General features: G+C 67.0%; 15 protein-coding genes. 11 read left to right on the top strand and 4 right to left on the bottom strand.

Going from position 1 to position 12,106, the window contains the following annotated elements:
- Positions 1-18 precede the first annotated feature (18 nt).
- On the top strand, positions 19-1,203 hold the full coding sequence (locus tag OKQ63_RS06615) for a cytochrome P450 (RefSeq protein ID WP_264213160.1): 1,185 nt from the start codon (positions 19-21) through the stop codon (positions 1,201-1,203).
- Between the two features lie 172 nt (positions 1,204-1,375).
- On the opposite strand, the gene OKQ63_RS06610 is transcribed toward OKQ63_RS06615, so the two are convergent.
- Positions 1,376-2,284: a LysR substrate-binding domain-containing protein gene (locus tag OKQ63_RS06610; RefSeq protein ID WP_264213159.1), complete on the bottom strand. Its 909-nt coding sequence runs from the start codon at positions 2,282-2,284 to the stop codon at positions 1,376-1,378.
- Positions 2,285-2,523: 239 nt separating this feature from the next.
- Here OKQ63_RS06610 and OKQ63_RS06605 point away from each other — a divergent pair, with 239 nt between their 5' ends.
- The gene (locus OKQ63_RS06605; RefSeq protein ID WP_264213158.1) at positions 2,524-2,670 is read left to right on the top strand and encodes a hypothetical protein; all 147 of its coding nucleotides are present in this window, start codon (positions 2,524-2,526) and stop codon (positions 2,668-2,670) included.
- Between the two features lie 60 nt (positions 2,671-2,730).
- On the opposite strand, the gene OKQ63_RS06600 is transcribed toward OKQ63_RS06605, so the two are convergent.
- Entirely contained in the window at positions 2,731-3,198 is a 468-nt protein-coding gene (locus OKQ63_RS06600) for an Lrp/AsnC family transcriptional regulator (protein ID WP_264213157.1), read from the bottom strand.
- A 201-nt stretch (positions 3,199-3,399) separates the two neighbouring features.
- On the opposite strand from OKQ63_RS06600, the gene cobA reads away from it, so the two are divergent.
- The 7 genes from cobA to OKQ63_RS06565 all read left to right on the top strand — a co-directional run bounded on the left by cobA (position 3,400) and on the right by OKQ63_RS06565 (position 8,958).
- On the top strand, positions 3,400-4,164 hold the full coding sequence (cobA, locus tag OKQ63_RS06595) for a uroporphyrinogen-III C-methyltransferase (protein ID WP_264213891.1): 765 nt from the start codon (positions 3,400-3,402) through the stop codon (positions 4,162-4,164).
- Entirely contained in the window at positions 4,164-4,472 is a 309-nt protein-coding gene (locus OKQ63_RS06590) for a DUF2849 domain-containing protein (RefSeq protein ID WP_264213156.1), read from the top strand. Before cobA ends, OKQ63_RS06590 begins: the two co-directional genes overlap by 1 nt.
- Complete coding sequence (locus OKQ63_RS06585) at positions 4,465-6,129, top strand: nitrite/sulfite reductase (protein WP_264213155.1); 1,665 nt, start codon at positions 4,465-4,467, stop codon at positions 6,127-6,129. The genes OKQ63_RS06590 and OKQ63_RS06585 overlap by 8 nt, the downstream gene beginning before the upstream one ends.
- 3 nt (positions 6,130-6,132) lie before the next feature.
- Positions 6,133-6,894: a phosphoadenylyl-sulfate reductase gene (locus OKQ63_RS06580; RefSeq protein ID WP_264213154.1), complete on the top strand. Its 762-nt coding sequence runs from the start codon at positions 6,133-6,135 to the stop codon at positions 6,892-6,894.
- A 5-nt stretch (positions 6,895-6,899) separates the two neighbouring features.
- On the top strand, positions 6,900-7,295 hold the full coding sequence (locus tag OKQ63_RS06575) for a DUF934 domain-containing protein (protein ID WP_264213153.1): 396 nt from the start codon (positions 6,900-6,902) through the stop codon (positions 7,293-7,295).
- 145 nt (positions 7,296-7,440) lie between these two features.
- Positions 7,441-8,319 carry a ferredoxin--NADP reductase gene (locus OKQ63_RS06570; RefSeq protein ID WP_264213152.1) on the top strand — a complete coding sequence of 293 codons (879 nt, stop codon included), beginning with the start codon at positions 7,441-7,443 and terminating at the stop codon, positions 8,317-8,319.
- 135 nt (positions 8,320-8,454) lie between these two features.
- Complete coding sequence (locus OKQ63_RS06565) at positions 8,455-8,958, top strand: hypothetical protein (RefSeq protein WP_264213151.1); 504 nt, start codon at positions 8,455-8,457, stop codon at positions 8,956-8,958.
- Positions 8,959-9,021: 63 nt separating this feature from the next.
- Here the strand turns inward: OKQ63_RS06565 and OKQ63_RS06560 are convergent, their stop codons facing one another.
- Complete coding sequence (locus tag OKQ63_RS06560) at positions 9,022-9,516, bottom strand: hypothetical protein (protein WP_264213150.1); 495 nt, start codon at positions 9,514-9,516, stop codon at positions 9,022-9,024.
- Between the two features lie 358 nt (positions 9,517-9,874).
- Between OKQ63_RS06560 and infC the strand changes: the two genes are divergently transcribed.
- Entirely contained in the window at positions 9,875-10,432 is a 558-nt protein-coding gene (gene infC, locus OKQ63_RS06555) for a translation initiation factor IF-3 (protein WP_434086056.1), read from the top strand.
- 139 nt (positions 10,433-10,571) lie between these two features.
- On the top strand, positions 10,572-11,225 hold the full coding sequence (locus tag OKQ63_RS26040; RefSeq protein WP_286672690.1) for a methyl-accepting chemotaxis protein: 654 nt from the start codon (positions 10,572-10,574) through the stop codon (positions 11,223-11,225).
- A gap of 50 nt (positions 11,226-11,275) precedes the next feature.
- Here the strand turns inward: OKQ63_RS26040 and OKQ63_RS06545 are convergent, their stop codons facing one another.
- A complete protein-coding gene (locus tag OKQ63_RS06545) occupies positions 11,276-12,064 on the bottom strand; it encodes an FAD binding domain-containing protein (protein ID WP_264213149.1) in 789 nt (262 codons plus the stop codon).
- Between the last annotated feature and the right edge of the window lie 42 nt (positions 12,065-12,106).

The raw sequence follows: 12,106 nt of genomic DNA, 5'->3' as shown, positions 1-12,106 counted from the left end.
GCCGGCAAAATCCTGTGGATGAAAATCTTGACCCAATCCCCCACCGATCCGGCCTTTGTGCAGGATCCCTATCCGTTCTATGCCGCCGCCCGGGCGCAGGGCCAGCTGCACCATTGGCAGGACTTCGGCATGGCGGCCGCCTTCGGCCATTCCGCCGTGCACATGCTGCTGCGCGACCGCCGCTTCGGCCGCGAGGTGCCGGAAGAGCTGCGCAAACCCGGCCCCGCCCATCTCGCCCCGTTCCTGGCGGCGGAGGCGCATTCGATGCTGGAAGCCGAGCCGCCCCGCCACACCCGCCTGCGCCGGCTGGTGCTGCGCGCCTTCACCTCGCGCGCGATCGCGGCGCTGGAGCCGGGCCTCCGGGAGCTGTGCCACCAGCTGATCGATGCCTTCCCGCAGCAGCCCTTTGACCTGCTCGACGCCTATTGCACCCAGGTGCCGGTGATCACCATCTGCCGCCTGCTGGGGGTGCCCGAGGCGATGGCGCCGCAGCTTTTGGACTGGTCGCACAGGATGGTGGCGATGTACCAGGCGGCGCGCACCGAAGAGACCGAACATGCCGCGGCACAGGCCGCGCAGGCGTTCACGGATTTCCTGCGCGGTTACATCGACGAGCGCCGCAGCGATCCCCGCGACGACCTGATCACAAGGCTGATCGCGGCGGAGGAGGAAGGCGACACGCTCTCGACGGATGAGCTGGTCGGCACCTGCATCCTCTTGCTGAATGCCGGCCACGAGGCCACCGTGCATTCGCTCGGCAACGGGGTGAAGACGATGCTGCAGCAGGGCTGGCAGCCGGAATGGCTGGCCCCCGGCGGCATCGACCGGCTGGTGGAGGAAATCCTGCGCTATGATCCGCCGCTGCACATGTTCACCCGCTACGCCTACGAGGAGGCCGAGGTGTTCGGCCATACCTTCCAGCGCGGCGACCAGGTGGCCTTGCTGCTGGCAGCTGCCAACCGCGACCCGTCGGCGCTGGAGGACGCGGACAGGTTCGATCCCGCCCGCCCCGCAAAGGTGAACAAGAGCTTCGGCGGCGGCCTGCATTTCTGCGTCGGCGCGCCGCTGGCGCGGCTGGAGATGCAGATTGCCCTGCCCGTCCTGTTCGCGCGCTGCCCGGACCTGGCACTGGCGGCGGCGCCGGAGTATTCCAACACCTACCACTTCCATGGCCTGACCCGGCTGCTGGCGGCCCGCAACTGAAGCCGGGGGCGCTCCCGCCCGCGCGGCAGGGATCACAGATCCCCTGGCGCGGTTGGGCCCGGCGCCGCTGACGCGGCGCGGCGCTCCACCCTTTCTTCTTTGGCAAAATACTCCGGGGGTGAGGCGCATCAGCGCCGAGGGGGCAGCGCCCCCCGCCGCACTTTCCGGGAGGCTACGCCAGTGCTGCCGGGACCCCGGCCAGGCCGGGACTGTTCAGCAGCCACTCCCGGAAGGCGGCGACTTTGGGGTCATGCCATTTCTGCCGTTCGCCGATCAGCGCATAGGCGCCGTCCGGAGTTCCGCAGACCATGTCCGGGAACGGAAGCACCAGGTCGCCGCGGGCCAGTTCCTCCTGGCACAGCACCAGATCCGCCATCACCACGCCGGCCCCCATCACCGCCGCGCGGGTGGCCATGTCGAGGTTCGGGAAAGCCTCCCCGCCGGCAGGGTCCGCCTGCTCCACCCCGAAATGCTGCACCCAGGTTGCCCAGTCCTCGCGGCGCGGGCTTTCATGCAGCAGCCGCTGGCCCGCCAGCGCCGCCGGGCCCTCCGCCAAGGCCGGCAGCAGCGACGGGGCGCAGGCCGGGGACAGGATCATTTCGAACAGCGGCTGCACCTCGATGTCCGGCGGCCGCCCAGGACGGTTCTGAAGGGCAATGCCAAGATCGTATTCAGCCCTCTCGAAGCCCTTGCCGCCGTAGAAGCTGGTTGTCAGCCGCACCTTGATCTCCGGATGCGCGGCGCGGAACTGCTCCAGCTGCGGCAGCAACCAGCGGATCGACAGCGTCGGCGGGCAGATCACCCGCAGCTCCGAGGCGTCCGCCGCGATCTGCTCGACCTCGCGCAGCACCCTCGCAAAGGCATCCGTCAGCACCGGGCAGAGCCGCTGCCCCGCCGCCGTCAGCGCCACCCCGCGCGCGTGCCGGTGGAACAGCGGCACACCGATGTGGTCCTCCAGGATCTTCACCTGGCGGCTGACGGCGCCGCGCGTCACGAACAGCTCCTCCGCGGCAGCGATGAAGCCCTGATGGCGGGCAGCGGCCTCGAAGGCGCGCAGGGCATTGAGCGGCGGCAGGCGCATGGCATCTCCATGGGTCAGTTTTCCTGATCCATGGTGCAGATTAACTGGTTTGCGCGCAAGCCCCCGAAGGCCGTATCCCTTGGCCCTGGAATGGAGGAAAAGCTATGATGGCATACCTTGCCAAAGCGGACGCGCAACATCCTGTGCCACCCGCCCGCCGCGCCGCACGGTGGATCGCGGGCCTTTTCATGTCGAAAAAAGCTGAGCCTCACTCACCTGCGGGACAGGCAACCGTACAGGTGCCGCGCGCTGAGTTGGAGCGGCTGGCCGGGACATCTCCGCATCTGCTGGCCGATATCGGCATCACACAGACCGCCACCGCCGGGGACACATCCCCCTGGCGGCTGAAAGACGGGCGGCACCTGCTGCTGCGCCCGCCCCTGTGACAGCTGGCATGGCTGGCAGGACACCGGTCCTGCCAGCTGATGCAGCGCGGCGCGCGGCGCTTAACCACCCAGCGGCAGCATCGTTGTCGACTTGATCTCCTCCATCGACAGAAGCGCCGTCACGTTGTGCACCTTCACCTCCGAGATCAGCGCCTGATAGAACACGTCATAGGCGCGCGCGTTCTGCACCCGCACCTTGAGGATATAGTCGATGTCGCCCGCCAGCCGGTGCGCCTCCTGCACCTCGGGGCGGTCGCGCAGCGCCTGCAGGAACTTGGCCTGCCACTCCGCCTCATGCTCCGAGGTGCGGATCAGCACAAAGAAGCAGGCCTCGAATCCCAGCGCCTCGGGGTCCAGCAGCACCGTCTGCTGGCCGATCACCCCGGCCTCCTTCAGCTTGCGGATCCGATTCCACACCGGGGTCTTGGAGGAGCCCACCCGGCGGGCGATTTCGTCCAGCGACTGGCTGGCGTCGCGCTGCAGTTCCGCCAGAATTTTCCGGTCCGTGCCGTCGATCCGCACCGTCATTCCTGTTTTCTCCTATTGTGAGGACCAATCGGCCCGGCATCCTGCCTCAGTAAAACCAACGTTCTTATTTGAGCACCCATATAGCGCAATACCGGGAATATTTCCTATATCTACCCTCAAGTCAAACACACCGCAGAGGGAACAGGAATGTCCGCACCATCGACACATGCTGCCAATGCCACCGCTCACGTCCGCGGCAGCATGGACTGTCTGGTTGCGGGCCAGGTTGCCTTTGCGGGTTCCGGCCCCGGCGACCCCGGCCTGCTGACCCTGAAGGTCCTGCGCGCGCTGCAGGAGGCCGACGTGATCCTGTATGACCGTCTGGTCAGTGCAGAGATCATGGCGCTGGCCGGTGCGCAAGCGGTGCTGGAGAATGTCGGCAAGGAAGGCTTCGGCCCGCAGGTCAGCCAGGACGAGATCTGCGCCCGGCTGGTGGCCCACGCCCGGGCCGGCAGGAAGGTGCTGCGGCTCAAGGCCGGCGATCCCACCCTGTTTGCCCGCCTGGACGAGGAGCTGACCGCCTGCGAAGCGGCCGGCATCGCCAGCCAGATCATCCCCGGCATCACCGCCGCATCGGCGGCGGCCGCGGGCATCGGCCAGAGCCTGACCCAGCGCGGCCGCAACTCTTCGGTGCGGTTCCTGACCGGCCATGACATGCAGGGCTTTGCCGATCACGACTGGGCAGCCCTTGCGCGCCCCGGCGCGGTTGCCGCCATCTACATGGGCAAGAAATCCGCCCGCTTCGTGCAGGGCCGCCTGATCATGCACGGGGCCGACCGCGCCACCCCGGTCACCCTTGTCGAAAACGCCTCCCGCCCCGAACAGCGGGTGCTGGAAACCACGCTTGACCGCCTGCCTGCCGACCTTGATGCGGCCGGCCTCAGCGGCCCCGCCCTTACCTTCCTGGGTCTTGCACCGCGCAAAGCGGCCGCCGCCCTGAACGATCTCAAGACGGAGCTTGCATAATGCCTCGCGCCTTTACGCCCAAAGTCATCACCGCCAACGACCTGCTGGAAGGCGACGTGATCTATTTCACCGCCCAGGACACCTGGACCCGCGAGCTGTCGGAGGCCGAGCTGATCACCGATGAGGCCGAAGCCCAGCTGCGCCTGATCGAGGCGGAGAAGCAGAACATCAAGATCGTCGGCGCCTATCTGGCCGACGCCAAGGCCGGCCCGAACGGGCCCGAGCCGACCCACTTCCGCGAGGAATTCCGCCGCACCGGCCCCTCGAACTACTTCCACGGCAAACAGGAGGCCGAAGCCAATGTATAAGTACAACGAATTCGACGAAGCCTTCCTGGCCGAGCGCAACGCCCAGTTCCGCGCCCAGGTCGAGCGCCGCATCGACGGCTCCCTCACCGAGGACGAGTTCAAGCCGCTGCGCCTGATGAACGGCGTCTACCTGCAGCTGCACGCCTACATGCTGCGGGTTGCGATCCCCTATGGCACCCTGAACTCCGGCCAGATGCGCACCCTGGCGCTGCTGGCCGAGAAGTGGGACAAGGGCTATGGCCATTTCACCACCCGCCAGAACATCCAGTACAACTGGCCCCGCTTGCGCGACCTGCCGGACATGCTGGACGCGCTGGGTGAAGTTGGCCTGCACGCCATCCAGACCTCGGGCAATACCATCCGCAACACCACCGCCGACCATTTCGCCGGTGCCGCCGCGGATGAGCTGACCGATCCCCGCCCCTATGCCGAGCTGATCCGCCAGTGGTCCACCGACCACCCGGAATTCCAGTTCCTGGGCCGCAAGTTCAAGATCGCCATCACCGGCAGCGGCTCTGACCGCGCCGTGATCAAGGCCCATGACGTGGGCCTGCAGGTGGTGGAACAGGACGGCAAGACGGGCTTCAAGGTTATCGTCGGCGGCGGGTTGGGCCGCACCCCGATGATCGGCCAGGTGCTGCGCGAGTTCCTGCCGCAGGCGGATCTGCTGCCCTATCTGGAGTCGGTTCTGACCGTCTACAACGTGCTGGGACGGCGCGACAACAAGTACAAGGCGCGCATCAAGATCACCGTCTCCGAGAACGGCATCGACACCTACCGCGCGATGACCGAGGAAGCCTTCATGGCGATCCGCGGCCAGTATGACGGCACCGACCAAGAGCTGCTGGAAGAGATCAAGACGCATTTTGCGGCGCCGGAGTTCCGTTCCGGTTCGACCGAGGCCTTTGACGCGGCCTACGCAAACGACCCGGTGTTCCGCGCCTGGGCCGACACCAACCTGCACCCGCACCGCAAGGGCGACCACGCGATCGTCACCATTTCGGTCAAGGCGCATGGGGCTACTCCCGGCGACGCCACCGGCGAACAGATGCGGGTGATGGCGGATCTGGGCGAACAATATGCCTATGACGAGCTGCGCATCAGCCACCAGCAGAACGTGATCCTGCCGCATGTCCACAAGAACGACCTGCCCGCGATCCACGCCAAGCTGAAACAGCACGGGCTGGCCACCGCCAACGTCGGCCTGATCTCGGACATCATCGCCTGCCCCGGCATGGACTACTGCGCGCTGGCAACCGCCCGCTCGATCCCGGTGGCGCAGGAGATCGCAACCCGCTTTGACGAACTGAAGATGGAGCACGACATCGGCCATCTGCAGATCAAGATCTCGGGCTGCATCAACGCCTGCGGCCATCACCACGTCGGCCACATCGGCATTCTGGGCCTCGACCGCGCAGGGGTGGAGAACTACCAGATCACCCTGGGCGGCGACGCCACCGAGACGGCTGCCATCGGCACCCGCACCGGTCCCGGCTTTGCCTATGACGAGATCGTGCCTGCGGTGGAGCGCATCGTCGAGGTCTACATGGCGCAGCGTGAAAGCGCCGAAGAGACCTTCCTCGAGACTTACCGCCGGATCGGCATGGAGCCGTTCAAGGCCGCGCTCTATCCCGAGGCCCAGAAAAAGGTCGCCTGACCCATGTTCGACACAGCCGGAAAACAGCCCGCCGGGGGGGCCAGCCCCGCCCGCGACCGGGAGCTGGCCGCCAAGGCGGAGGCGCTGAACGCGCGCTTCCGCCACCATTCGGCCACCTCGGTGATGGAGGGCGCATTACGGGACGCGGGGCACATCGCCCTGGTCTCCTCTTTCGGCGCGGAATCCGTGGTTCTGCTGCACATGGCCGCGATCATCGACCCGATGACGCCGGTTCTGTTCGTGGACACCGAACTGCTGTTCACCGAAACCCTGCTGTACCAGCAGGAGGTGAGCGAGCGGCTGGGCCTGCGCAACGTGCGCATCATCCGCGCCGATGACATCGCCGAAAAGGACCCCTACGGGGCCTTGCGGTTCAGCGACAAGGACGCCTGCTGCACCCTGCGGAAAACCGTGCCGCTGCAAAAGGCGCTGGACGGCTACGACGGCTGGATCACCGGCCGCAAGCGGTTCCAGTCCGGCACCCGCGCCGCGCTCGACTTCTTCGAGGTCGAGGACGGCACCGGGCGGCTCAAGATCAACCCGCTGGCCCACTGGGCGCCCGAGGACGTGCGCGCCTACATGGATGAAAACCGCCTGCCCCGCCACCCGCTGGTGGCCAAGGGATATCCGTCGATCGGCTGCGCCCCCTGCACCAGCCCGGTCAAGGAAGGCGAAGACCCCCGGGCCGGCCGCTGGCGCGGGGAAAACAAGGAAGAATGCGGCATCCACGTGGTGGATGGCAAATTCGTGCGCACAGGAGCGTGAGTGAGATGACTGTTATCGTGACCGACACCGGCTTTGCTGCCGATGACTGGACCGGCGGCTTTGACGGCGCCAACGTGCTGGAGCTGGCCTCGGACGCCAGTCTGAACGACGTGGCGCTGGACGGCGTGGAGCTGGTGCGGGTACACTTCCCCAGCTTTGCCGACGGCCGCGGCTTCACCCTCGCCCGGCAGCTGCGGCTGAAGGGCTACGATGGCCGCCTGCGCGCCTTTGGCCATGTGATCGCCGACCAGTACGCGATGGCCCGCCGCTCCGGCTTTGACGAGGTGGAGCTGAGCGATGATCTCGCCGCCCGCCAGCCCGAGAACCAGTGGCTGGCCCGCGCCAACTGGCAGGACCACAGCTACCAGGCCCGCCTGCGCGGCAGCACCGCTGCCCGCTGAGCCGGCCCTCCCGAACCCGGGAAAGCCTCTGCAGGACCGGTTCCGTTGCGTCGCGCGCGGGGCCGGTTGCGCAAAACAAGGGGTTTTCCTGACCTGTATCAAAGACTAATCAGAGGTGCCGGCTTCTCCTCCGGCAGAGCAACCGATGAATGAGATGACGCCCGTGACCGATATTGCGACCGACACCGCACCCAACGCAGCGCCCGCCAAGGCCGTGCCGGCCCTGCCCGACGCGCAGACCGTGACGCATGTGAAGCACTGGACCGACCGGCTGTTCTCCTTCCGGGTGACCCGGCCCGCCAGCTTGCGCTTCCGCTCGGGCGAGTTCGTGATGATCGGCCTGATGAACGACCCGGACCCCAAGACCGGCAAGCAGAAGCCGCTGTTGCGCGCCTATTCCATCGCCTCGCCCAGCTGGGACGAGGAAATGGAATTCTACTCGATCAAGGTGCAGGACGGCCCGCTGACCTCGCGCCTGCAGCACATCCAGGAAGGCGACGAGATCATCCTGCGCCCCAAGCCCGTCGGCACCCTGGTGCATGACGCGCTGCTGCCCGGCAAGCGGATCTGGTTCTTTGCCACCGGCACCGGCTTTGCCCCCTTTGCCTCGCTCCTGCGCGAGCCGCAGACCTATCAGGACTACGACGAGGTGATCATCACCCACACCTGCCGCGAGGCGGGCGAGCTGACCTATGGCCGCGAACTGATCGAGAGCCTCAAGGACGACGAGCTGCTGAACGAGGTGATCGGCGAAGGCTTCTGGAAGAAGATCAAGTACTACCCGACCACCACCCGCGAGGAGAGCGCCAAGATGGGCCGGATCACCGACCTGATGCGCTCCGGCGAGGCGTTTGCCGATCTCGGCGTGCCGCCGCTGAACCCGGAAAGCGACCGCGCGATGATCTGCGGCAACCTGGCCTTCAACCTCGAGCTCAAGGACCTGTTCGAGAACACCTACGGGCTTGAGGAGGGCGCCAACTCCAAACCGGCGCATTTCGTGGTGGAAAAGGCCTTCCTGGACTGATCCGGCACCGGGTCGGCTCGGGCGGCTGCCCAGATTTTAACACTGTTTTGACGGGAGGCCGCCGCCTCCCGTTTATCATTTGTTGGGGATGATTCTGTATTCCGGAAGCTGAAATCCAGAACGGAGCAGCAGCAAATGCAGAATGAATCGGCCACCGGGCAGCCGCCCGTCTTCATGTCCGTCAGAACCGAATCGGGCAAGGCACGCGTCAAGGCCGCGGTTGCAGGCTTTCAGGCCCGGCCCGGCCAGGTCCAGCCCTCGATCCCCGACAAGATTGCCAGCATCAAGGCGCGTTACGATGCGCGCGCCATCGCCCCCGGCGACATTGACGAGATGTTCGATGCGCTGGTGCAGGCGGGCCATCCGGTGACGGCCCCGATGCTGCTGCTGAACTCGATGGGCCGGAAATTCCGCAGCCATCTGGCCGGCATCACCGGCAGCGACTATGACGGCGCCAGACCGCTCGACCTGGTCGGCGTGGCGCAGCTGCAGATCCAGCGCGCCCGCAAGCAGGGCGGCAGCAGCGCCGGGTGGGAGACGTTTCTCGCCTTCCTGGCACCGCAGCCGCAGACCAGCGGCCAGGCTCCCCTCGACCACATGGCCCGGGTCGCCCAGCAGGCGCAGGTACGGCCCCACTGATCAGCCGCACCGGCGGCGGCACGGGGGCCGGGCGCCGGTGCTCCGCTTGCCGTTGCGGCCCGGTCAGTTGCTGCCGGCAGCGCTTTCCGTGTCCGCGGCGCCGGCCTGCTCCGGCGCTTGCCCGGTTGTGCCGGTCGTGCCGGTTGCGCTGCCTTGGGCTTCCGGCGCGGCGCCGGCCGCCTCAGACGCGGCACCGGCCGCGTCCCGCACCGCATCGGCCGCGGCCTCAGCCGCCCCCTGCGCCGCCTCGACAGCATCCCCTGCCGCCGCGGCAGCGGCTTCTGCCGCTTCGCTCACCGTGTCCTGCACCGCATCAACCGCGGCACCGGCAGCCTCGGCCCCGGACTCGAGGGCGCCCTCCACCGCCCCGGCGGCATCGTCCACCGCCTGCCCGGCCGGCGCTGCGCTGTCCTCGGCCGTTTCCGGCACCGTGCTGCTTTGGCTGTCCTGCACCTGCGGCACCTCCGGCGCGGCGTCCTGCGGTGCCGGGCCTGTCAGCAGCACATAGCCGCCCACGGCGGCAGCCCCCAGGGCAATCAGGATCAAGAACTGTTTCATAATGCACTCCTTCATTGGCCGGCCGCCTTCGGCCAGGCTGCGCCATCCGCGGCGCCTGCCCTGCCACATGGCGCCGGACGCAGTGCCGCTCAAGGGGAAAGTTGCCGGCAGGCGCGTCACGGGCGGGCGCCTGCCGCCGCCGGTGCCGGAACCGGCGGAGCCCCGCCGCACGCCTGTGTTTTCAGCCGGTTGCCGGGGCCGCCCGCCCTCCGCCCCGGGCCGCATTTGCGCCGGTTTAAAGGGCCATTTGCAATATGCGGCCTTGAATTACGGCTTTCCTGCCGCCATACCGCCCATAAGTCTTGAATCACATGCGCGGGGGCAGTAGCGTTCCCGCACTTTTTGCAATGACAGAAGGATCGCAGTCATAGCCCGCAGACCTCATAACGCGCCGCCGCAACGTGACACCGGCCCGCGCGTCAACGAAAAAATCCGCGCCTCCGAAATCCGCCTGATCGGTGCCGATGGCGAAAACGTCGGTGTCGTGCATCCGGCGAAAGCGATGGACATGGCCGCCGAAGCCGGACTCGATCTGGTTGAAATCTCGCCCAATGCCAACCCTCCCGTGTGCAAGATCATGGACTTCGGCAAGTTCAAATACGAACAGCAGAAGCGCGAAAGCGAGGCCCGCAAGAAGCAGAAGATCATCGAGGTCAAAGAGGTCAAGTTCCGTCCCAACACGGACACGCATGACTATGACGTGAAGATGCGCAACGTCTACAAGTTCCTGGAAAACGGCGACAAGGTGAAAGTCACCCTGCGCTTCCGGGGCCGCGAGATGGCGCACCAGAACCTCGGGCGCGAGCTGCTGGAACGGGTCGCGGAAGACACCAAGGATCTCGGCAAGGTCGAAAACATGCCGAAGATGGAAGGCCGCCAGATGATCATGATGATCGGCCCGCTGGCGAAGAAATAAGCCGCGCCGCCATTGGCGCACCAGGGATCAGCCCCGCTGGCATTGCCGCGGGGCTCTTCTTTTGCCCGCCGCCGTTGCGGTTAGCGCTGAATTAACGCCTTCGGTTTAAACCGGTCATGTCCCCAATCAAGGCAGAGGCATGACGAGTTTAACCGACGTTCAGAACACCGCATTCATGGCCATCGGCCCCAGCCGCATCGCTGCGCTTTCACTGCTGGCGCTGGCCCAGGACCAGCGCGGGCAGGACCAGGGCGGGCAGGACGGCAGCGACCCCCAGACGGTGCTGGACTTGTCGGTGCAGCGCATTGCCGCCGCCCACGCCATGCTCGGCGAGGGGCTGGACGGGCTGCTGCACGCCAGCGGCTACAGCCTGCCGCCGGACCTCGCCGCGCGGCGCCAGGCCTGCCTGGAGATGCTGTCCCCGCTGCACCGCGCGCTGTCGCAGACGGACGCAGGCCCGCTGGACAGCCTCCGCAGGATCCCGGATCTCGCGGGGCTTTGCCTGTACCGGCTGGAGCCCGCTGTCTCCGGCTTCCTCAAGCAGATGGTGCAGATCCTGCACGAGGCACAGCAGGACCGCGACAGCACGCGGGAAAAGGGGATGCGGGAAACCATTGCCAGCGCCGAAGACGTGGGCCGCAACATCAAGTTCATTTCCTTCAATGCCTCGATAGAAGCGGCCCGGATCGGCGACATGGGCAAGGGATTTGCAGTGATCGCAACCGAAATCCGCGAGCTTTCCGGCAAGACGCAGACCCTGCTGGAAGAAATATCCGGCTACCTGCGGCACTAGCGTCAGGCCGGGCAGGCACCGGTATCCGGATGCCTGCTGCGCCGGGGCCGTCAGGCCGCCGCGGCCACGGCCCGTTTGGCCATCACCGCCACCAGGTGGGCGCGGTACTCTCTGCTGCCGTGCAGGTCGGCCATCATGCCGGCGGCATCCGCGCTGAGGCTGTCCAGCGCCTCCGGGGCAAAGCGGGCATCCAGCGCCGCCTCGGCCTCGCGCCAGCGGAACACGCCCTCTTCCGAGGCACCGGTCACCGCCACCCGCACGCCCGCGGCGTATTGCGCCACGAACACCCCCACCAGCGCAAACCGCGAGGCCGGCTGCAGGAACTTCTGGTAGTTCGCCTTTTGCGGCACCGGGAAGCGCACCGCGGTGATGATCTCGCCCTCTTCCAGCGCGGTTTCGAACAGGCCGCGGAAATAGTCATCGGCGGTGATCTCGCGGCGGCTGGTGACGATGGTGGCGCCGCTGCCCAGCGCCGCCGCCGGATAGCAGGCGGCCGGGTCATTGTTGGCCAAAGAGCCGCCGATGGTGCCGCGGTTCCTGACCGCCGGGTCGCCGATATGGCTGGCCAGATCCGCCAGCGCCGGATAGGCATCCGCCGCGGCCTCCGCCACCGCCGCATGGGTCACCGCGCCGCCGATGGTCAGCATGCCGCCATTGTCGCTCAGCTCCTTCAGCTGCGGAATGCCGGTCAGGGAGACCAGTTTCGACGGCATCGCCAGCCGCTGCTTCAGCGCCGGGATCAGCGTCTGGCCGCCGCCCAGCGCCTGCGCGTCCTCATCCGCCAGCGCCGCAACCGCTTCACCGATGGTCGCGGGTTTCTCGAACTCGAATTCATACATCTTGTCGTCCTTCCCAAAGAGCAAGAGGCCGCAACCTCTTCT

Source organism: Leisingera thetidis (assembly GCF_025857195.1).
GTDB lineage: Bacteria > Pseudomonadota > Alphaproteobacteria > Rhodobacterales > Rhodobacteraceae > Leisingera > Leisingera thetidis.
Note: the sequence above shows the minus strand (reverse complement) of the source record. Positions and strands in the feature narration are given on the sequence as shown.

What these genes read in the sequence shown, in the direction of transcription:
- OKQ63_RS06615 (WP_264213160.1), top strand. Translation starts at nt 19, where the DNA reads ATGAAAATCTTGACCCAATCCCCCACCGATCCGGCCTTTGTGCAGGAT.
- OKQ63_RS06610 (WP_264213159.1), bottom strand. Translation starts at nt 2,284, where the DNA reads ATGCGCCTGCCGCCGCTCAATGCCCTGCGCGCCTTCGAGGCCGCTGCC.
- OKQ63_RS06600 (WP_264213157.1), bottom strand. Translation starts at nt 3,198, where the DNA reads ATGACGGTGCGGATCGACGGCACGGACCGGAAAATTCTGGCGGAACTG.
- cobA (WP_264213891.1), top strand. Translation starts at nt 3,400, where the DNA reads ATGGACTGTCTGGTTGCGGGCCAGGTTGCCTTTGCGGGTTCCGGCCCC.
- OKQ63_RS06590 (WP_264213156.1), top strand. Translation starts at nt 4,164, where the DNA reads ATGCCTCGCGCCTTTACGCCCAAAGTCATCACCGCCAACGACCTGCTG.
- OKQ63_RS06585 (WP_264213155.1), top strand. Translation starts at nt 4,465, where the DNA reads ATGTATAAGTACAACGAATTCGACGAAGCCTTCCTGGCCGAGCGCAAC.
- OKQ63_RS06580 (WP_264213154.1), top strand. Translation starts at nt 6,133, where the DNA reads ATGTTCGACACAGCCGGAAAACAGCCCGCCGGGGGGGCCAGCCCCGCC.
- OKQ63_RS06575 (WP_264213153.1), top strand. Translation starts at nt 6,900, where the DNA reads ATGACTGTTATCGTGACCGACACCGGCTTTGCTGCCGATGACTGGACC.
- OKQ63_RS06570 (WP_264213152.1), top strand. Translation starts at nt 7,441, where the DNA reads ATGAATGAGATGACGCCCGTGACCGATATTGCGACCGACACCGCACCC.
- OKQ63_RS06565 (WP_264213151.1), top strand. Translation starts at nt 8,455, where the DNA reads ATGCAGAATGAATCGGCCACCGGGCAGCCGCCCGTCTTCATGTCCGTC.
- OKQ63_RS06560 (WP_264213150.1), bottom strand. Translation starts at nt 9,516, where the DNA reads ATGAAACAGTTCTTGATCCTGATTGCCCTGGGGGCTGCCGCCGTGGGC.
- OKQ63_RS26040 (WP_286672690.1), top strand. Translation starts at nt 10,572, where the DNA reads ATGACGAGTTTAACCGACGTTCAGAACACCGCATTCATGGCCATCGGC.
- OKQ63_RS06545 (WP_264213149.1), bottom strand. Translation starts at nt 12,064, where the DNA reads ATGTATGAATTCGAGTTCGAGAAACCCGCGACCATCGGTGAAGCGGTT.